Origin of the sequence: Nisaea sediminum (assembly GCF_014904705.1) — a bacterium.
Lineage (GTDB): Bacteria > Pseudomonadota > Alphaproteobacteria > Thalassobaculales > Thalassobaculaceae > Nisaea > Nisaea sediminum.
In genome coordinates, this window is sequence record NZ_JACZCQ010000006.1 from 289,457 (window position 1) to 306,751 (window position 17,295).

At 64.6% G+C, this 17,295-nt stretch carries 20 protein-coding genes; 9 read left to right on the forward strand and 11 right to left on the reverse strand.

Annotated elements, in window-relative coordinates; translation table 11 throughout:
• Positions 1-44 precede the first annotated feature (44 nt).
• Positions 45-1,457 (reverse strand): amidase, encoded by a 1,413-nt coding sequence (locus tag IG122_RS13410; protein WP_193184326.1) that lies wholly within the window; start codon positions 1,455-1,457, stop codon positions 45-47.
• Positions 1,458-1,664: 207 nt separating this feature from the next.
• Here IG122_RS13410 and IG122_RS13415 point away from each other — a divergent pair, with 207 nt between their 5' ends.
• The 3 genes from IG122_RS13415 (at position 1,665) to IG122_RS13425 (ending at position 4,102) form a co-directional block, all read left to right on the forward strand.
• Positions 1,665-2,681, forward strand: coding sequence for an Ldh family oxidoreductase (locus tag IG122_RS13415; RefSeq protein ID WP_193184328.1), 1,017 nt, complete (start codon positions 1,665-1,667; stop codon positions 2,679-2,681).
• Positions 2,682-2,693: 12 nt separating this feature from the next.
• Positions 2,694-3,185: a GNAT family N-acetyltransferase gene (locus tag IG122_RS13420; RefSeq protein WP_193184330.1), complete on the forward strand. Its 492-nt coding sequence runs from the start codon at positions 2,694-2,696 to the stop codon at positions 3,183-3,185.
• 80 nt (positions 3,186-3,265) lie between these two features.
• Entirely contained in the window at positions 3,266-4,102 is an 837-nt protein-coding gene (locus tag IG122_RS13425; RefSeq protein WP_226893561.1) for a mechanosensitive ion channel family protein, read from the forward strand.
• A gap of 17 nt (positions 4,103-4,119) precedes the next feature.
• Here the strand turns inward: IG122_RS13425 and IG122_RS13430 are convergent, their stop codons facing one another.
• Entirely contained in the window at positions 4,120-5,121 is a 1,002-nt protein-coding gene (locus IG122_RS13430; RefSeq protein ID WP_193184332.1) for a S1C family serine protease, read from the reverse strand.
• 176 nt (positions 5,122-5,297) lie between these two features.
• Here IG122_RS13430 and IG122_RS13435 point away from each other — a divergent pair, with 176 nt between their 5' ends.
• Positions 5,298-5,684 (forward strand): hypothetical protein, encoded by a 387-nt coding sequence (locus tag IG122_RS13435; RefSeq protein ID WP_193184334.1) that lies wholly within the window; start codon positions 5,298-5,300, stop codon positions 5,682-5,684.
• 30 nt (positions 5,685-5,714) lie between these two features.
• On the opposite strand, the gene IG122_RS13440 is transcribed toward IG122_RS13435, so the two are convergent.
• From IG122_RS13440 to IG122_RS13455, 4 genes are all read right to left on the reverse strand, one after another.
• The gene (locus IG122_RS13440; protein ID WP_193184336.1) at positions 5,715-6,356 is read right to left on the reverse strand and encodes a hypothetical protein; all 642 of its coding nucleotides are present in this window, start codon (positions 6,354-6,356) and stop codon (positions 5,715-5,717) included.
• 206 nt (positions 6,357-6,562) lie between these two features.
• Positions 6,563-6,937 (reverse strand): hypothetical protein, encoded by a 375-nt coding sequence (locus tag IG122_RS13445; RefSeq protein WP_193184338.1) that lies wholly within the window; start codon positions 6,935-6,937, stop codon positions 6,563-6,565.
• A gap of 69 nt (positions 6,938-7,006) precedes the next feature.
• Positions 7,007-7,423: an Hpt domain-containing protein gene (locus tag IG122_RS13450; RefSeq protein WP_193184340.1), complete on the reverse strand. Its 417-nt coding sequence runs from the start codon at positions 7,421-7,423 to the stop codon at positions 7,007-7,009.
• A 92-nt stretch (positions 7,424-7,515) separates the two neighbouring features.
• Positions 7,516-8,001 carry a response regulator gene (locus IG122_RS13455; protein WP_193184342.1) on the reverse strand — a complete coding sequence of 162 codons (486 nt, stop codon included), beginning with the start codon at positions 7,999-8,001 and terminating at the stop codon, positions 7,516-7,518.
• A 163-nt stretch (positions 8,002-8,164) separates the two neighbouring features.
• Between IG122_RS13455 and IG122_RS13460 the strand changes: the two genes are divergently transcribed.
• The 4 genes from IG122_RS13460 to IG122_RS13475 all read left to right on the forward strand — a co-directional run bounded on the left by IG122_RS13460 (position 8,165) and on the right by IG122_RS13475 (position 13,096).
• Positions 8,165-9,241: a D-2-hydroxyacid dehydrogenase gene (locus IG122_RS13460; protein WP_193184344.1), complete on the forward strand. Its 1,077-nt coding sequence runs from the start codon at positions 8,165-8,167 to the stop codon at positions 9,239-9,241.
• Positions 9,242-9,316: 75 nt separating this feature from the next.
• Positions 9,317-9,844 carry a PAS domain-containing protein gene (locus tag IG122_RS13465; protein WP_193184346.1) on the forward strand — a complete coding sequence of 176 codons (528 nt, stop codon included), beginning with the start codon at positions 9,317-9,319 and terminating at the stop codon, positions 9,842-9,844.
• 62 nt (positions 9,845-9,906) lie between these two features.
• Positions 9,907-10,605 (forward strand): gamma-glutamylcyclotransferase, encoded by a 699-nt coding sequence (locus tag IG122_RS13470; RefSeq protein WP_226893562.1) that lies wholly within the window; start codon positions 9,907-9,909, stop codon positions 10,603-10,605.
• Between the two features lie 67 nt (positions 10,606-10,672).
• Positions 10,673-13,096: a Lon protease family protein gene (locus IG122_RS13475; protein ID WP_193184348.1), complete on the forward strand. Its 2,424-nt coding sequence runs from the start codon at positions 10,673-10,675 to the stop codon at positions 13,094-13,096.
• An 11-nt stretch (positions 13,097-13,107) separates the two neighbouring features.
• On the opposite strand, the gene IG122_RS13480 is transcribed toward IG122_RS13475, so the two are convergent.
• Complete coding sequence (locus IG122_RS13480) at positions 13,108-14,088, reverse strand: lipid II:glycine glycyltransferase FemX (protein ID WP_193184350.1); 981 nt, start codon at positions 14,086-14,088, stop codon at positions 13,108-13,110.
• Positions 14,089-14,128: 40 nt separating this feature from the next.
• Between IG122_RS13480 and IG122_RS13485 the strand changes: the two genes are divergently transcribed.
• Positions 14,129-14,338, forward strand: coding sequence for a hypothetical protein (locus tag IG122_RS13485; protein WP_193184352.1), 210 nt, complete (start codon positions 14,129-14,131; stop codon positions 14,336-14,338).
• Here IG122_RS13485 and ltnD read toward each other — a convergent pair whose 3' ends face one another.
• The 4 genes from ltnD to IG122_RS13505 form a co-directional block, all read right to left on the reverse strand.
• Positions 14,339-15,247: an L-threonate dehydrogenase gene (ltnD, locus tag IG122_RS13490; protein ID WP_193184354.1), complete on the reverse strand. Its 909-nt coding sequence runs from the start codon at positions 15,245-15,247 to the stop codon at positions 14,339-14,341.
• Between the two features lie 13 nt (positions 15,248-15,260).
• Complete coding sequence (locus IG122_RS13495) at positions 15,261-16,010, reverse strand: SDR family NAD(P)-dependent oxidoreductase (protein ID WP_193184356.1); 750 nt, start codon at positions 16,008-16,010, stop codon at positions 15,261-15,263.
• A gap of 91 nt (positions 16,011-16,101) precedes the next feature.
• Positions 16,102-16,587: a methyltransferase family protein gene (locus IG122_RS13500; protein WP_193184358.1), complete on the reverse strand. Its 486-nt coding sequence runs from the start codon at positions 16,585-16,587 to the stop codon at positions 16,102-16,104.
• 46 nt (positions 16,588-16,633) lie between these two features.
• A complete protein-coding gene (locus IG122_RS13505; RefSeq protein WP_319024886.1) occupies positions 16,634-17,218 on the reverse strand; it encodes a nucleotidyltransferase family protein in 585 nt (194 codons plus the stop codon).
• Between the last annotated feature and the right edge of the window lie 77 nt (positions 17,219-17,295).

Below are 17,295 nucleotides of genomic sequence, written 5' to 3' on the forward strand. Positions count from 1 at the left end.
AAGACTGATTCTAGCTCAGACGCCGCCTTTTGCGAAAACAGTAATCAGATCGGGTCGATCGGAACCGCCGCCGCATGACCGATCTCCGCTTCGAGCAGACCCGCAGCGGAGAGCAGGGCAGCTTCGCCGCGCGGTCCTCCGACGACCTGAAGCCCGACCGGAAGTCCTTCGGCGGTGAAGCCTGCCGGAATCGACAATGCGGGGAAAGTCGTCAGGGTGATCGCATAGGCCATGGTCAGCCATTCGACGTAATTGTCGAAGGTATGGCCGTCGCAGACCTCGACGTAACGCTGCTCGACCGGATAGGGGCCGACGCAGGTCGCGGGCGAGAGCAGGAGATCGTAGGTCTCGAAGAAATCGACAGCGCGCTGGATATAGGCGCCGCGTGCGAGCTGGACGCGGGTGAAGTCCTCAAGGCTGTAATCGAGCGCCTTCTCGATGTTCCAGACCACTTCCGGCTTCATTTTGTCGCGGTGCTCTTCCAGAAGCTTCCGCTTGGTCATGTAGAACCCCTCGGCGCGGAGGGCCTGGAAGATCTCCTGAACATCGTGAAAATCCGGATGCGCCTCCTCGACCTTGACGCCCAGCGCTTCGAATTTGAGCGCGGCGGCCTCGCAGATCTTCGCCACTTCCGGATCGACCGGCGTGCAGCCGAGATCGCGCGAGAAAGCGACCCGCTTCGGCAACCGCTGCGCCTTCACGGCGTCGCTGAAACTTTCCGCCGGGCGTGCCAGCGAGATCGGATCGCGCGGATGTTCGCCGGACATGGCATCGAGCATCAGCGCGACGTCGGCGACATTGCGTGCCATCGGGCCCGCGACCGGGAGATTGGCGAAGGGTGTGCCGGCCGGTCCGCGCGCGACCCGACCCGGGCTCGGGCGCAGGCCGACGATGGAACAGAAACTCGCGGGATTGCGCAGCGAGCCGCCGGTATCGGAGCCCTGCGCGAGCCAGGCGGTGCCGGAGGCCAGCGCCGCCGCCGACCCGCCGGAAGATCCCGCGACGCTGCGCTTCTGGTTCCAGGGATTCAACGTGGTGCCGAGCACCTCGTTGAAGGTGTTCCCCCCGGCGCCGAACTCCGGCGTGTTCGCCTTGGCGTAGACCACCCCGCCGTTCTTCTCCAGCGTCTCCACGACGATGTCGGATTTATCCGGAATATGGTCGGCGAAGATCGGCGAGCCGAAGGTGGTCCGAACCCCCTTCACTTCTTCCAGATCCTTGATCGCGACCGGGATGCCGAGAAGTTCCCCGCGATCCGCGACGGGCTTTTCCATAAGCGCTTTCGCATGATCGCGCGCGCGTTCGAAGCACAGCGTCGGCAGCGCATTGATCCTCGGCTCGACAGCAGAGATCCGCGTCTCAAGCGCGTCCAGAAGATCGAGCGGAGTGACCTCGCCCTTGGCCAGCAGATTGCGGATTTCGGTCGCGGTTTTCCAGATCAGGGAACTATCGGTCATAGGGGACTCCGGGCGCATTGCACGCGTGTGACTCGTAAGGTAGGAAGGCGCAGCTTATAGCAATGTCCCATGCCTGCAATTGTACTCCGCGTGGATAGTCTCGTGCCTGCCCGGAGAGGGCGGCCGCGTTGACACCGCCCGCCGCCTCGTCGCAAGGTCGGACCTGCTCCCGACCACCCGAGAACCGAGCCTCCCGGAGACCGAGATATGCGGATACCCCTCGCGCCGCTGCAGGACACCATTACGGCCGCCTTCGTCAACAGCAAGGTCGCGCCTGACATGGCGGAGATCGTTGCGCGCGCGCTCGTGCGGGCGGAAGCGGACGGCATTTCCTCGCACGGCGTCGCGCGGGTGCCCCCCTATGCCGAACAGGCGAAATGCGGCAAGGTCGACGGCTTCGCGAAACCGACGGCACAGCGTGCCCGTCCGGGCGTGATCAATGTCGACAGCCACATCGGCTTTGCCTTTCCTGCGATAACGCTCGGGCTCGCGGAAGGATCCAAGGCGGCGAAAGAGACCGGAGTCGCGGCCATCGGCATCGCCCATTCGCACCATTTCGGCGTCGCCGGCCATCATGTCGAGGACGCGGCCGACCAGGGGCTCGTTGCGCTGGCCTTCTCCAACACGCCGTCGGCGATCGCGCCCTGGGGCGGCAAGAAGGCGCTCTACGGCACCAATCCGATCGCTTTCGCCTGGCCGCGTCCCGGCAAGCCTCCGATGGTGATCGACCTGTCCGTCTCCACCGTGGCCCGCGGCAAGGTGATGCTTGCCGCCAAGGCCGGAAAATCCATTCCCGACGATTGGGCGCTCGACGCCGACGGCAATGCGACGACCGATGCGAATGCCGCCTTGGAGGGTTCCATGGCGCCGCTCGGCGGCACCAGTGCCGGCGCCAAGGGCGCGGCCCTCGCCCTGATGGTGGAGCTGCTCTGCGGCGCCCTCACCGGGTCCAATTTCGGCTATGAGGGAACGTCCTTCTTCGAACCGACCGGTGCCCCGCCCTCGATTGGCCATATGATCCTGCTGTTCGATTCGGCGGCCTTCGGCGGTGCGGAAAGCTTCGCCCTGCGCGGCGAGGAGATGTTCGCCGAGATCATCGCCCAGGAAGGGGCCCGCCTGCCCGGCGACCGCCGGCTGATCCTGCGCGATCAGGCGGCACGGGACGGCGTCGAGATCCCCGACGCGCTTTATGAAGACATCCGGGCCCGCGCGGCCTCCAATTGACGAGAGAAAAAAATGACCGACGGCATCATCATCCGCCCCGCGACACGCGAGGACGTTCCGCAACTCTTCAAGCTGGTGCAGGGGCTCGCGGAATATGTAAAGGAAAGCCATCTGCTCAAGGCGACGGAAGCCGACCTGTTGCGTGACGGTTTCGGGCCCGAGCCCCGCTTCAAGGCCGTCGTCGCCGACGACGGCGCCGGGAACCTGCTCGGAAACGTGATCTATTCCGCCAACTACTCGACCTGGCTCGGCCGTTCGGTCTGCTACATCGACGACTTCTTCGTCTCCGAAGCGGCGCGGGGCAAGGGTCTCGGCAAGCGGCTGATGGCCGCTGTCGCGGCGGAAGCGGTGGCGGCGGGACACGGCCGCATCGCGCTTTCGGTGCTGCACTGGAACCCGGCCCGCGAGGTCTATCGCCGGCTCGGGTTCAAGCACGAAGAGGAATGGCTGCGCTATTCGGTCTCCGGAGACGCCCTGAAGGAACTCGCGGCGGCAGCCGAGTGAGGCCTGCCGCGCGCTTGACAGAGCGCGCGCGGATGGCGACCAATTGACCTCAGGTTTCCGTTGCGTGGAGAAACACGACCATGAATGTCGATGTCGCCGGTGAAATGAACGTCCTCTGGGACGAGACCCAACTGATTCTCGCCACCTATGGCTTCGATGTCCTCGGGGCCATAGTGATCCTTTTGCTTGGATGGATCGTCGCCGGATGGGCAAGCCGCGCGACACGGAACGCCGTGGAGCGGATCGGCTGGATGGACGGCACGATCAAGCCGCTGATCGCCTCCATCGTCCGCTACCTCGTCATCGTGGTCACCGTCGTCGCGGTGTTGAACCGCTTCGGGGTCGAGACCACCAGCATCATCGCCGTGCTCGGCGCCGCCGGCCTCGCCGTGGGTCTGGCGCTCCAGGGCACGCTCAGCAATGTCGCCGCCGGGGTGATGATCCTCTTCCTGCGCCCCTTCAAGGTTGGCGACTACGTCACGGCGGGCGGCAATGGCGGAACGGTTGCCGAGGTCGGCCTGTTCACCACCGAGCTGACGACGCCGGACAATGTGTCGATCGCGGTACCGAACAGCCAAATCATCGGCGGCGCGATCAGCAACTTTTCCAAGCATCCGACCCGCCGCATCGATATCGTTGTCGGCATCGGCTACAGCAGCAATATCGACACCGCTTTCGCCGCACTGATGAAGCTCGCCGAAGGAGATGCGCGTGTCCTCGCCGATCCGGCTCCGCAGGTCAGTGTCCGGGCCCTCGCCGACAGTTCGGTGAATGTCGGACTGCGCTTCTGGGTCAATTCCGCCGACTATTGGCCGACCCTGTTCGATTTCAACAAGGCGGTGAAAGAGACACTGGACGCGAACGGCATCGAGATTCCGTTCCCACAGCGCGTCGTCGAGCTGAAGAACCCGAAGTAAAAACCGGCCGGGCCGTGTCAGTAGGTCCGGCCGAGCTTGAGCCAGCTGTGGCGATCCCGGCTTTCGACGTCGACGACGTGGATCTTGCCCTCCCGGAGCACCGTGAGGGGGATCCGCGTCCCCGCCGGGCCGAGCGCCCAGACCAAGCGGAAGAAGGCGGCCATGTCCGTCACCGGCGCTCCGTCGACCGCGACCAGCAGATCGCCGAACCGGAGCCCCGCCGTTTCGGCCGGGCCGCCCTCGGAGACCCCCGAGACGATCAGATATCCATTCACCTCCGTGGGGTAGAGCCCGATCCAGGGCCGGGCCGGTTCCGTCGAACGCCCGAAGGCGAGCAGGTCCGCCAGGATCGGCTTCAGCAGATCGATCGGCACGAACATGTTGCCCGTCTGCCCGCTCCCGTCCGCATCCTGCAGGATGAGCGAGCCGATGCCGAGCAGACGACCGTCCTCGCCGAACAACGCGGCACCGCCGAATTCCGGAATCGGAGGCGCCGTGAAAATCGCCCCGTCGATGAGATACTCCCAGCCGCCGGCGAAGGGATGCACCGAGCGGACCTCAACGGGCAGCGCCGGCACCGGCCCGACGCTGGCGGCGAGCGCCTTCTGGCGGCTTTCGACCGCAGCTGACGAACCGAGCGCGACTGAGGGCACGCTGAGGCCCTCGTAGGCTCTGAGGAGCCCGAAACCGGTTGCATGATCGTAGGCAACGATATCGGCCGGAAAACGGCGGCCATTCCGATCGGTCACCGAAACCTCGTCGGCTTCCAGGATCAGGTAGCCGATCGTCAGGATCAGCCCGTCATCCGCGATCACGACACCTGCGCCCGCGCGCTCGGTGCCGAGGCGGGAGGCGGTTCTCGAATCTCCCGGAACGCGGGCTTCCACGCGGACAACGCTGAGGAGAGGATTCGCCGTCCCCGCCGCAGGGGCAGGGGCGGACGCGAGCGAGGAACCGAGAAGAACGAGGCAGAGCGTCAGGAGAGCCGCTCCGCGTTGCACGAAGAACTGCGCCTGCATCACTCCTCCGTCTGCTGTCGCGGCTCCGGGCCGCATATCAAACGATATATGGCGCTCGGACCGCCGACCAAGAGTTTCGGATCCGCCGGACGCGTCCTGTCGAACGGAATACGCTTCGGCCCTCGAACTATGTTATTGTTAGCAAAGGATCCGATCCAAGACGCGGCAGGTGGTGAATGGCGAAGAACCATGCAAAGGAAAAAGCGCTGGAAGCGCTGGAAGCGACCGGCAACAACCGCCGCGAGGCCTCCTTGCTCCTTCGGGTCTGGGCGGAGTCGGACGAGAAATTGAAAGCCGACCTGGTCCGGCCGTTCCTCAACAATATCTGCGCACTTGCGGTGCAGAGCGCGGCCGCCGGCCGGGCCACCCTGCGGAAACCGGCGTCAGGTCGCAAGCGTCCCGCGGACAATGCCGCGTCGCTGCTGAATGCGATCAGCGGCGGCGGTGCGCAGACCATGTCCAGTACGCGCAGCTCCGCGCCGCCGCCTCCGGCAAGCAGTGCGCGCCACCGGCAGGCCGTCACGCTTCTCGCCTCGGCCTTCAAGCCCGGCAACAAGTCCTGAACGTGATCGGATGAGGCCGAAAGGCGGTCCCTATCTAGGGCGCGCCTCGACCATGTTTTCGTAGAGATTGGCGAGATAGGTCGGATCCGCGCCGATGCTGACCTGCTGGTTCGTGCGATTGCGGATTTCCGCCGTCTCGGCCACGCCGGCCGCCACCATTTCCGGCGTCGGCTCGTCCGGAACCACAACCTGGCCGTTCTTGATCAGCCCCGCCAGCATGTCCTGAGAATGTTTGCGGAACCGCTGGAAAGAGGAATCCATGCCGCTGTCGCGCCGCGCCCGCGGGTTCGAAGCGCGCGACAGCGCCATCGAAAAGATATCGAGGATCAGGTTCGGGTTGTAGCTCGCGATCCAGCCATCGACCATGGCGCCGAAAACGGCTTCGACATAAACCCGCGCGCCGCGCTGCCCCATCAGGCCACCGGCAAGCGTCTTGTCCGCTCCGGCGCACATCGCGTCCGTCGGCTCTTTCGGGACGATTGCGAAACCGGCCAGCTCGAGCGATTGAACGACGCCTTCCGCGTCCTTCTTGTACTGCTCCCACTCGTTCTCGATCAGGAATGACCCGAGGATATCGACCTGATCGTTCTGCACACGGTTCAGAAACCGCGCGAATTCCTTCGCGACGTGCTCAACGACTGAAAATGTCTGCACCGGCTCTCTGCCGCGCATCGCCAACTCCTTAACAGGCCTGTCCGCACGAGCGGCAGGCGCCTGACGTTCGTTTGCTCCGGAAGGATCGACCCATCGGCCTATCCTCCGGAAATAAATTCAAAATCCACGAAAACTCTAGCCGATGCACAGCATGAAAAACAACGCCGTCTTTCCGACGGGCGCAGGCCATCGGTCCGGAAGGTGCGATAGCGCACGTTGCCGTGCTATCGCGGCGCGCGCGTGAGGAAACGCGGCGGCGCCTGAAGATCGCCACCGGCATCAGGCTTGCGTGCCGTCCGGACCCGCCGCTGCGGCGATTCCATGTCCCGCCAATCGCGCTCCGTCTGGAACGGCTCGCCCTGAAGCGCCTCGCGAATGATCGCATGAGCAAGATGCTCGGCGGCAGAGCCGATATCGGTGCGCTGCCAGCCCGGCAAGGCATCGAAGGCGGCGCGCGCCATGAAGCGGTCGATCTGCTTGCCGGAAGTGTAGGCCCTGCGGATTTCCCGCGTCACCTTGTCCGACGGACCTAGTTTCTCGGCAACCGTGTCCGAAAGGATACCAAGGGCTCTGCGATCGGTGGTCTCAAAGCTCGCCATCTAGCGCTCCGGGTGACTTCACGGGGACAAGATAAGCATACCGGAGCACTCTGTCACCGGCTTCCTGCATCACCCGAACTTCCGCACCGCCGCCCGCAATCCGCTGAGCACCTGATCTTCGAGAATTCCGCCATTGTCGATGATCCTGTCGGCGATGACGACATACATGGCGTCGATGTGAAGCTGCAGAATCTCGAACTGGATACGCCCGAGTTCCGTCCGTCCGGTGACGAAATCGTTCAGTGTCGTGGCGATCAGACTGAGCACGTTGTAGCCGACGGTTCCGCCCATCCCTTTGATCTGCAGGCTCTCGTCGAAGACCAGCGCGAGCATGTCCTCCTGCGTCATATCGCCGTCGAGAACCGTCTGGACGCTGGTGCGCAGTTTGCGCAGCCGGGCCGCGAGATCGACCACGAAACGCTCGCGCGACTCGTTGACCACCTCCTCCAGCCGTCGCAATACGGCCGGGCTCAGACGCAGATCCATGCCCGTCCTGCTATTGACGGCACGCGCGCGGAGGTCTTCGACAGGAGGCAGAAATTTGGACTTCGCGGCGGTCAAACCGGCTCCCCAGATGATTATTGCCGACGGTCCGGGCCATCGTAGGGCAACTGGCGCCGTCTCCGGTCGGGTCCGAAATATTTGTCACTGTCAACGAAAGCGCGCGGATGCGCAATGATGCCAACCATACGGCGGTAGAATCCCTCGACGCCATACGGCTTTGCGATGAACTCGGTCACCCCGGCGTCGCGGGCCTCGAAGACATGATCCTTGGCGGAGAGGGCGGACATCACGAGGATCGGCATCTGGCGGTTCCCGCCCGTCTTTCCGGAACGCACCTCGCGGATCAGATCGAGCCCGGAGCGCGGCGGCAAATGCAGCTCGGTGAGCAGTACATCGACCACGTTCGATTTGAGCGCGGCGATCGCCTCGTCATAGCCATGCGCAACGAAAACCGTCGTCGCTCCCATCGTCAGCAACAAATCCCGTGCGAGATCGGCCGAGAGCGGGTTGCCGTCGACGATCAGGAAATGGACGAGGCTAAAATCTACTTTCTCCGCCATGAACGGATCGGCCCTCTGGTTCTGTCCCTGCCCTATATCTCATTCCAGGGAAGCTTTTGCGAGCCAAACCATTGCTTCGCAAAGCCTTTGCATCAAAGCCCTCGCACGAATCATACCAATTTCGTTTCGCGCCGACAGCAAGTGTCGCCCGGCGCCGATCGATATGGTTCCATTGAAGCCGGTGAAGAACTCACCGGAAGACCTGCCGCATACTTTCTCAACTCACAATCCGGCCGACGACATGCACCCGACAAGCCGTCTCATTCTCCACATCAAGAACAACCGCGCCGGAGAAGAGGCTTTCCGGTTCACCGGCGAGCGGATCGCCGCAGCCCTCGAACGCCACGGGGATGCCGCGGATCGTATCGATATCCGCGTGGATTGGGACCTCGACAATTTCGAAAAATCGATGCGGGACGCCGATGCGCTGGTGACCTGGGACCTGCCGACAGCGGGACTCGGCGACCGGGCTCCGCACCTGCGCTGGATCCACATCATCGGTGCCGGGGTCGAACATCTGCAGCCGCTGACCTGGCTTCCGCCGCGCACAATCCTGACCAACAACCGGGGCGTCCATGCCGAAAAGACCGCCGAGTCCGCCGCCATGGCGGTCCTCATGCTGCATAACCGGATTCCCGCTTATGTTAGCGACCAGCGCGCGTCCCGCTGGAATCCCGTCTACGTCCCGCCGATCGCCGGCAAGACCGTTGCCGTGATCGGGGTCGGAGAAATGGGCGGCGCCGCGACGCGCGCCTTCAAGGCGCTCGGCCTCAAGGTGCTGGGCATTCGGCGCGGCGGAGCCCCGCATCCGTCCGTGGACGAGATGCATGGTCCGGACGGTTTGCGAACCGTCCTCGGTGCGGCGGACTTCGTGCATGTCACTCTTCCGCAAACGCCGGAGACGACGGGACTGATCGACCGGCAGGCCATCCGCGCGATGAAACAAGGAGCCGGCCTCGTCAATTTCGGGCGGGCGCCGGTGATCGATCACGAAGCGCTCGTCGAGGCGCTCCGGGACGGTCATCTCGGCGGCGCGCTCCTCGATGTCCACGACCCGGAACCCCTGCCCGCCGGCTCGCCTCTCTGGAAGGTTCCGAATTTGATCCTTACGCCACATGTCAGTTCGGACGACGACCGTTCCTATATCCCTGCGACGCTCGATCTGGTGTTTGAAAACTGCAAACGCTTGTTAAACGGCGAGTCTTTGAAGAACCGGGTCGATCCGTCGCTCGGCTACTGAGTCGAGATTTACTGTATCCGGTGCAGGTTTGAATTACCTTCGTCCAATCTGGGCTAACAAACTGAACGGAGCCAAATGATCCGCATACTAGATGATGACGCACCCGGCCACGCGTTCGCGGACCTGCGTCGTAATCTTTCCTCGCGTCTTCATTTGGTTGGCCTCGATTACTGGACCTCTCTCGAACGAATCAGCGATTTACCTGCGCGGAACGCGTTCGATCCGGCCCATATTCCGTCTCTTCTTCCGCATCTGATCTTTCTCCAGGTCACCCTGGATCCTCTCGACTATTGCTACAGGGTCATCGGCGGAACGGTGCGGGAGCATCTCCTGGCCAACTATACCGGCCGCTGGATCTCGCAGATCGCCCATCAGCGCGCGCCAAGCAGGCTGCACTCCAACCTGTCGCGAGCGGTCACCGAACGGACGCCGGTCCTGTCCGACACGCCCTATATCGGGACCAAGAAAGAGTTTCTGAAGAGCGACGAACTCATTCTCCCCCTCGTCGACGAGAGTGACCGGGTCTCGCACCTGCTTGTGCTTCTCGATTTCGACAGACGCCCGCTGCAGGTCGTCGGCCGCTGGTCGCGCAAGCGCGGCTGAGGCAACAGTCTGTTCGGGATTGCCGCATATCGCGGGTATGTCGCCGGTGCTAAGTTCCGTGCATGGCACCTTCGAACAAGATCCCGCTGACGCGCGACACGATCCGCTCCGGCCATATCCGGGAGCTCATCCGCCAGCATGCGACCACCTACAGGGTCCTGACCGACGAGGAACTGCATGCCTCGCTCGCCTCGATGTTTCCGGACGGGAAGCCGAACGAGGATGTCTGGCTGTTCGGCTACGGCTCGCTGATCTGGAATCCGACGATCCACTACGCCGAGTCCCGCTGCGCCACGGCGCACGGCTATCATCGCCGGTTCTGCCTGCAGACCCATCTCGGCCGGGGCTCGCCCGAAGTACCGGGCCTCACTCTCGGGCTCGACCTCGGCGGATGCTGCCGCGGCGTCGCCTTCCGGATCACACGCGACACCGCCTATGACGAGCTCGAGATCGTCTGGCGTCGGGAGATGGTCAGCGACGCTTACATCCCGCGCTGGCTTTCCCTTTCGAGCGACGAAGGACCGATCCGGGCGATCGGCTTCGTGATGAACCGCAAGCATGAACGCTATGTCGGCGAGATGCCGGAAGAGGAGATGGCGCGCACCATCGAGCGGGCGCATGGCTTTCTCGGGCCCTGCGCCGAATATCTCTTCAATACGGTGGACCATCTGGAGGAACTCGGCATGCCCGACCGCGGCCTGAAGCGGCTGCGCGACCGGGTCTCCGAGATCCGCTCGGAGGCCTCCCGGAAACCCGCTTGAGGACTCCGGTCTTTCTTGCACGGCGAAGCGGCGATAAAACCGAAGAAGGCTTTCAGAGGAACGCGCCATGGCCGTTAAGCCACTTGCTGCAAAAGCACTCTTCACAAGAACCGACCTGAAGCCGCATTCCATCCAGAGCACGGACGACCTCGAGGATATCGAGGCGCTGATCGGCCAGGAACGGGCACTCGGCGCCGTCAAGTTCGCCGCCGGCATGCAGCAGCGCGGCTACAATCTCTTCGTCATCGGCCCCAAGGGGTCCGGCCGGCACATGGCGGTGAACCGCTTTCTGCAGCAACGCGGGGCCGAACTCGACGCGCCGCCGGACTGGGTCTATGTGCACAATTTCGAGAAGCCCTACATGCCGCTGGCGATCTCGGTTCCGCCGGGCCGGGGCGAGCCGTTCCGCAAGGCCATGCATGAGCTTGTCTCGGACCTGAAGGCGGTCCTGCCGACCCTGTTCGAGAGCGAGGATTACCGCCTCAGGATCGATGCGGTGAACAAGGAAGCGGCGGAAAAGCAGCAGCACGCGCTGGAGGGCGTCGATACAGAAGCGCGCAAGCACGGTGTGACCCTGATCCGCACCCCGCAGGGTTTTGCCTTCGCACCGCTCTCCGGCCAGAAGCCGATGGCGCCCGAGACCTTCCAGCAGCTTCCCGAGGAGGCGCAGAAGCGCTACCAGGAAGCCACCAAGGGAATGATGGAGGAGTTGCAGAAGGTCCTTCACGGCCTGCCGATGATCGAGCGTGACCGGCTGCGCGAACTGCGCAAGATCGCGCGCGAGACCGCGCGGCATGTCATCGAGCAGGAAATCGCCGATGTCGAGACGGTGATGACCTGCTGCGACGACGTCCTCGCCTATCTGAAGATCGTCGCCGACGACATGGTCGAGCATATCGGTCTCTTCATGCATTCCGACGAGGACGGCCCACTCGCGCTGCCGAACGGCGGCAGCGGCGAAGGCGCGGTCGAGCACGATCCGGCGACGCGTTACCAGGTCAACGTCTTGGTCTCGAACATCCCGTCGGGCGGCGCGCCGGTGATCGTCGAGGACCATCCGGCCCTAGGGAAACTGATCGGCCGGATCGAGCACTACGCCCAGATGGGCAACCTGATCACAGACTTCACGCTGATCAAGCCCGGCGCGCTGCACCATGCCAACGGCGGCTTCCTGCTGATCAATGCGGACAAGCTCCTGCTCAACCCGATGAGCTGGGAGGCCCTGAAGCGGGCGCTCTATGCCGAGCAGATCACCATCGAATCTCCTTACATGACATCCGCCACCGCCACCGTTCTGTCGCTGCAGCCGGATCCCATCCCGCTCGACCTGAAGATCGTGCTGTTCGGTGATTACCGCCTCTATCTTCTGCTCTCTTCGCTCGACCCGGACTTCCAGGACCTCTTCAAGGTCGCCGCCGATTTCGAAGAGGTGCTGGACCGGACGCCGGAGAACGACCAGCTCTTCGCCCGCCTGGTCGCGACGATCGCGCGCAACAACAAGCTGCGCCGCTTCGCACGCGATGCGATCGAACGGGTGATGGAACATGCGGCCCGGATCGCAGGGGATTCCGAACGCCTCTCGACCCGCGTCGGGCTGATCGCCGACCTGATGCGCGAGGCCGATCACTGGGCGGGAGAGGCCGGCAAGCAGGCCGTCTCGCGCGCCCATGTGGATCAGGCCATTACGAAGCAGATCCACCGCGCCGACAGGATTCGTGAACGCTCCATCGAGCAGATCACTCGCGGAACGGTGCTGATCGACACCGGCGGGGCGAAGGTCGGGCAGGTGAACGGGCTTTCTGTGCTGCAGATCGGCAGTTTCGCCTTCGGCAAACCGAGCCGGATTTCGGCCACGGTGCGCGTCGGTGGCGGCAAGGTGGTCGATATCGAGCGCGAGGTGGAACTCGGCGGCCCGCTGCACTCCAAAGGCGTGATGATCCTCTCCGGCTATCTCGCCCGGACCTACGCGCCCGAGGCGCCGATGTCGCTCGCCGCGACCCTCACATTCGAGCAGTCCTACGGCGGCGTCGACGGCGACAGTGCCTCCTCGGCGGAACTCTACGCCCTGCTCTCCGCACTGTCGGGCGTGCCGATCGACCAGTCGCTGGCGGTAACCGGCTCGGTCAACCAGATGGGCGAGGTGCAGGCGATCGGCGGCGCGAACGAGAAGATCGAGGGCTTCTTCGACGTCTGCGCGGCGCGCGGCCTTACCGGCAGTCAGGGCGTGCTTATTCCGACCTCGAACGTGAAGCACCTGATGCTCCGTGAGGATGTGGTCAAAGCCTGCGAGCGGAAGAAGTTCCGCATCCTGCCGATCTCGACCATAGAGGAAGGCATCGAGGCGCTGACCGGCAAGAAGGCCGGCGCGCGCGGCGCCAAGGGGAAGTACCCCGCCGGCAGCATCAACCGCCTGGTCGAGGACCGGCTGCTTGCCTTCGCGAAGGTGCGGTTCAAGACAGGCAAGGAACGGGGCGGACCGGTCAATACCTGACCGGCAAAGTCTCAGAGATACGTCCCCGCGAGCGTCACCAGCTCGCCGCCGACGCCGAGCTTAAAGCGGGAGACGCCCGGCATGTGCAGCCCGTCGACCCCGCCGAGATCGAGCCATTCGACGCCTAGTCCCTTGAGCTTCTCGATCGCGTTCCAGAGCAGCAAATTGTGGGCGTGCTTCTCCCGCCCTTCGAGCCCGGTCCAGCCGACATAATAGGTCGCCGCCTTGCCGTGCCGGATGGTGAGGATCGCGGCGACCGGCTCGCTGCCGGAATAGGCGGTGAAAACCTGCACCGCGCGCTTGTCCCGCCCGCTGTCCGCAATGGCGGCGACGAAGGCCCCGGCGGGCGCGCGGAACCTGCGGCGCTTGCGGTGCTGGTCATGCCGGGAGAGCAGCCACTCCATCGGCGCGCCGCCATAGCCGCTGCGCACCCGAAACTTCGCGCCCTCGGCGAGCTTCAGCTGGTTGCGCCATTTCATGTGCAGGCCGGCACGGAGCTCGTCGAGCTCCGGGCGCAGGTCGAGCCAGACCGTGCTGTAGCCGGTCACCATCGGCCGCATGCGGACCGACCTGAGGAGGCTTTCGCTCTCTTCCCCGGCGGGCAGTTCAGGCGTCATGAAGAAGAGGTTCAGCTTCGCCACCGGATAGCGCCGCTTGATCAGACCGAAGACCGCTTTCCGCTCGGCATCCGAAATCTCGGCCAGGAAGACCGGTCCGCGGGTCAGCTTGGCGATGCGGAATCCGCCGGGAAAGCGCCATTCGAGCAGCAGCGCGAGGGCGACGGGCTCGGGACCGCGCATGAAGACGGCGGGAACCGGCCGGTAGGCCGAGGCGCGGCTCATGGCGGCACCGTAGGCCGAGGCCTGTTCCAGCGGCGGGCGCTCGGCCTTGGCCAGCAGCTCGTCCCACTGCCGCTGGTCGACGCTGTCCCAGAGGGCGACGATGCCGTCCAGTTCCTCGCCGCGCCTGTCGGTTCCGGCGCCTGACGCCATTCCAGTTTCCCCTGCCCCGTTCGCCGGTTAGTCTTAGCCCATGTCCCTGTTCGCACAATTCAAAAAGCCGCCGCTGATCCACGGGCAGAGGATCCCCGGCCGCCGCTTCACCCACTGGGCGGCGCTCTATTTCATCGGCTTCGTGGCGCTGCCGATCCTCGGCCTGACGCTGGCGCTCGACCTGATCGGCTATCTCGTCGCGGTGAAACTGTTCGGTGCGTCCTGCTACGGACTGCTCTGCTTCTTCTGATCAGGACTTGGCTTCGGGCAGATCGATCCCGGCCAGCTTCTGGAACACCTTGATGACGGCGGAATCGTCCTCCCGCCCGAGTCCGGCCGCGGCCGCGCCGAGGAATTGCTGGTGCGCCGCCGCCGAGAGCGGCAGCGGGAAGGTGAGCTGCTTGCCGGTCTCCAGCACGATGCCGAGATCCTTGACGAAGATGTTCACCGCGCTGAGCGGGGTGTAGTCGCCGTCCAGGATATGCGGCACCCGGTTGTTGAACATCCAGGAGGAGCCGGCGGAATTGGAGATCACCTCGAACAGGTCCTGCGGCGCCACACCGGCCCGGATGCCGAGCGCCATCGCTTCCGCGGCGGCGGCGATATGCACGCCGGCAAGCAGCTGGTTGATGGTCTTCACCGTCGAGCCCGGACCCGCCGCATCGCCGAGGCGGTAGACCTTGGTCGCGATCGCATCGAGCAGGAAGGAGGACGCCTCGAAAGCCTCCGGCCTGCCGGAGCCCATCACCGTCATCTCGCCGGTCGCGGCCTTCGCCGCGCCGCCGCTGACCGGCGCGTCGACCATCAGGATGCCGTGTTCCGCCAGCCGCGCTTCGAGATCCCGCGCATAGGTCGCCGGAACGGTGCTGCTGGCAACCACCACCGCGCCCTTCTTCAGGTGTTTCACCGCGCCGGTCTCGCCGAACAGCACGCTCTCGGTCTGGTCGGCATTGACCACCAGCACCAGCAGCGCATCGACATGGGTCGCGAGTTCGGCCGGGCTGGCCGCACCCTTGCCGCCGTTCGCGGCGAAATCCGTCACAGACTCCGCGCGCACATCCGTGCCCCATGTCTCGACGCCCGCCGCGACCAGCGAGCGCGCCGCGCCCATGCCCATGGAGCCGAGGCCGATCACCCCGGCGACTTTCTTCTCAGTCATTCCTGTTTCCCCCTTAGATCAATCCACCGTTCACATGGATGAGCTGACCGGTAACGTAGCTCGCCTCCGGGGAAGCGAGAAAGCCTATCACCGCCGCGACTTCGTCCGGCGTCCCGCGCCGTCCCATCGGGATCGACGGAACGAAGGCGTCGACAGCCCCGGGCTTCAGCGCCGAGGGCGTGCCCGCGTCCTTCTCGATGAATCCGGGTGCGACGATGTTGGCCGTCGCGCCGGATGGCGCCAGTTTGAGGGCAAGCGCCCGCGCCGTCGCCTCGAGGGACGCCTTCGCCCCGGCCGTCGCCGCGAAGGACGGGAGGTCCGTACGCCAGACATGCGGACCGAACGCGCTGACCGCGACGGCGCGGCCCACGGGCGAGCGTTCGAGCCAGGGCAGCGCCGATTCCGCCATTTCAAAGAAGGAGCGCGCGATAGCGTCGTGCGCCTGCTCGAAAAGCTCCGTCCCGGCCTCGCCGAGCGGCGCGCGGTCCGCGTAACCGGCATTGGCGATCAACACGTCGAGACCGCCGAACCGCTCCGTGCAGCGCTCGACCAGCATGCGCCCCGCGTTCGGCGCGGCCAGATCCGTCAACACGGTCTCGACCTCGGCCCCGGCCTCGCGGAGATCCTCGGCGACACGGGAGAGCCCGGCTTCGTTCGAACGGGTATGCAACAGGAAGCGGTCACCGGCACGGACCAGCCGCCGCGCCGTGGCGGCGCCGATCCCGCTTGCCGCACCCGTCACCAGAATGATTCTCGCATTCATCCCGCTCTCCCCCGGATTTCAGCGCGCACTGTCGCACGCGGCCCGCTCCAGCAAAAGGGCCGCTCACGGCGTCGCGGGGAAAGATAGAATTCTAGATCCAGCGCCGAACCCGGGCTTTGTAATCCGTATAGACAGCGCCGAACCTGCGTTCGAGATAGGCTTCCTCGCGCAGGATGACGCCATACTGCATCACCCCGACGAAACCGATGGTGATGACGGGGAACCAGAGGGAATTGCCGAGCAGACCGACCCCGGCCAGCAGGATGACCATGGCGAGATACATCGGATTGCGGGTGCGGGCGAAGACCCCGGACGTCACGATCGCGGTCGACGGCACCCAGGGTTTCACGCTGGTCCCCGCCTGCTTGAACTGGCGCTCCCCGGCAACGGCGAGCGCAATGGCGGCGAGGATCAGCGCCGCGCCGAGATAGTATCGCGCCCAGTCCGGCGCGAAGGGCCGCGGCATGAGATAGTCGAGACCGAACCCGAGAAGCACCGCGATCAGCAGAATGACCGGCGGCGGCAGGATCACGCCGGCCGTATCCTTTTCACCAACGTTTTCGATCTCACCGTTCATGTCCCGTCCTTCCCGCCTTCCTCATGTCGGCGCACAGCGCCGGGTATCAAGGGGCGATGACGAGTGTCGGTTTCTCAACGACCTTGAGCCAGGGCCAGCGCTCCAGATAGGTGCCGCACTTGTATTCGAACTGGTGCGGCGTCGGGTTCATCGGGTTCCAGCGCAGGATGCCGCCGAACATGTCCGCGAAGCCAAACGGCGCATAGACCTCGCCTGCCGACGAGATCCCGGAGCATGTACCCGCAACGACAAAACGTTCGATCCCGGTGCGCGCCTCCGAGATCGGCGGGTAGGGAACGCCGAACCTTTCCTCGTACCAGAGCGGCACCCGCGCCTGGTTGCGGATCTCGACCTCGACGCCAAGATCGGCAAACAGATCGGCGCCACGCCGGATTACTCTGTCTTCCGCTTCGTAGCTCGTGTCCGGATCGAAATAGAAGATGTCGTAGTCGCGGATATTTTCCGTCAGCGGACGACTGGAAAAACTGTTCCAGACAGTCCCGAAGAGACATCCGGCGACCAGCCACGCGTCATCAACCCGAAGATCTGGCAAGCGCTCGAGGATTGCCCGGTTGATCGGATTCTCATCGACGAGCGCAACGAACCGCTCCTGCATTTCCGCCTCGTTCACGCTTCCGCTCCCGGACCTTTCGGCGATGTGGAATACATCCCAACCACGACGGCGAATCCCGGGTCAAGCGATTGACG

What these genes read in the sequence shown, in the direction of transcription:
- IG122_RS13465 (WP_193184346.1), top strand. Translation starts at nt 9,317, where the DNA reads ATGATCCGCATACTAGATGATGACGCACCCGGCCACGCGTTCGCGGAC.
- IG122_RS13410 (WP_193184326.1), bottom strand. Translation starts at nt 1,457, where the DNA reads ATGACCGATAGTTCCCTGATCTGGAAAACCGCGACCGAAATCCGCAAT.
- IG122_RS13485 (WP_193184352.1), top strand. Translation starts at nt 14,129, where the DNA reads ATGTCCCTGTTCGCACAATTCAAAAAGCCGCCGCTGATCCACGGGCAG.
- IG122_RS13460 (WP_193184344.1), top strand. Translation starts at nt 8,165, where the DNA reads ATGGTTCCATTGAAGCCGGTGAAGAACTCACCGGAAGACCTGCCGCAT.
- IG122_RS13500 (WP_193184358.1), bottom strand. Translation starts at nt 16,587, where the DNA reads ATGAACGGTGAGATCGAAAACGTTGGTGAAAAGGATACGGCCGGCGTG.
- IG122_RS13495 (WP_193184356.1), bottom strand. Translation starts at nt 16,010, where the DNA reads ATGAATGCGAGAATCATTCTGGTGACGGGTGCGGCAAGCGGGATCGGC.
- IG122_RS13425 (WP_226893561.1), top strand. Translation starts at nt 3,266, where the DNA reads ATGAATGTCGATGTCGCCGGTGAAATGAACGTCCTCTGGGACGAGACC.
- IG122_RS13450 (WP_193184340.1), bottom strand. Translation starts at nt 7,423, where the DNA reads ATGGATCTGCGTCTGAGCCCGGCCGTATTGCGACGGCTGGAGGAGGTG.
- IG122_RS13415 (WP_193184328.1), top strand. Translation starts at nt 1,665, where the DNA reads ATGCGGATACCCCTCGCGCCGCTGCAGGACACCATTACGGCCGCCTTC.
- IG122_RS13445 (WP_193184338.1), bottom strand. Translation starts at nt 6,937, where the DNA reads ATGGCGAGCTTTGAGACCACCGATCGCAGAGCCCTTGGTATCCTTTCG.
- ltnD (WP_193184354.1), bottom strand. Translation starts at nt 15,247, where the DNA reads ATGACTGAGAAGAAAGTCGCCGGGGTGATCGGCCTCGGCTCCATGGGC.
- IG122_RS13435 (WP_193184334.1), top strand. Translation starts at nt 5,298, where the DNA reads ATGGCGAAGAACCATGCAAAGGAAAAAGCGCTGGAAGCGCTGGAAGCG.
- IG122_RS13440 (WP_193184336.1), bottom strand. Translation starts at nt 6,356, where the DNA reads ATGCGCGGCAGAGAGCCGGTGCAGACATTTTCAGTCGTTGAGCACGTC.
- IG122_RS13480 (WP_193184350.1), bottom strand. Translation starts at nt 14,088, where the DNA reads ATGGCGTCAGGCGCCGGAACCGACAGGCGCGGCGAGGAACTGGACGGC.
- IG122_RS13470 (WP_226893562.1), top strand. Translation starts at nt 9,907, where the DNA reads ATGGCACCTTCGAACAAGATCCCGCTGACGCGCGACACGATCCGCTCC.
- IG122_RS13455 (WP_193184342.1), bottom strand. Translation starts at nt 8,001, where the DNA reads ATGGCGGAGAAAGTAGATTTTAGCCTCGTCCATTTCCTGATCGTCGAC.
- IG122_RS13475 (WP_193184348.1), top strand. Translation starts at nt 10,673, where the DNA reads ATGGCCGTTAAGCCACTTGCTGCAAAAGCACTCTTCACAAGAACCGAC.
- IG122_RS13430 (WP_193184332.1), bottom strand. Translation starts at nt 5,121, where the DNA reads ATGCAGGCGCAGTTCTTCGTGCAACGCGGAGCGGCTCTCCTGACGCTC.
- IG122_RS13420 (WP_193184330.1), top strand. Translation starts at nt 2,694, where the DNA reads ATGACCGACGGCATCATCATCCGCCCCGCGACACGCGAGGACGTTCCG.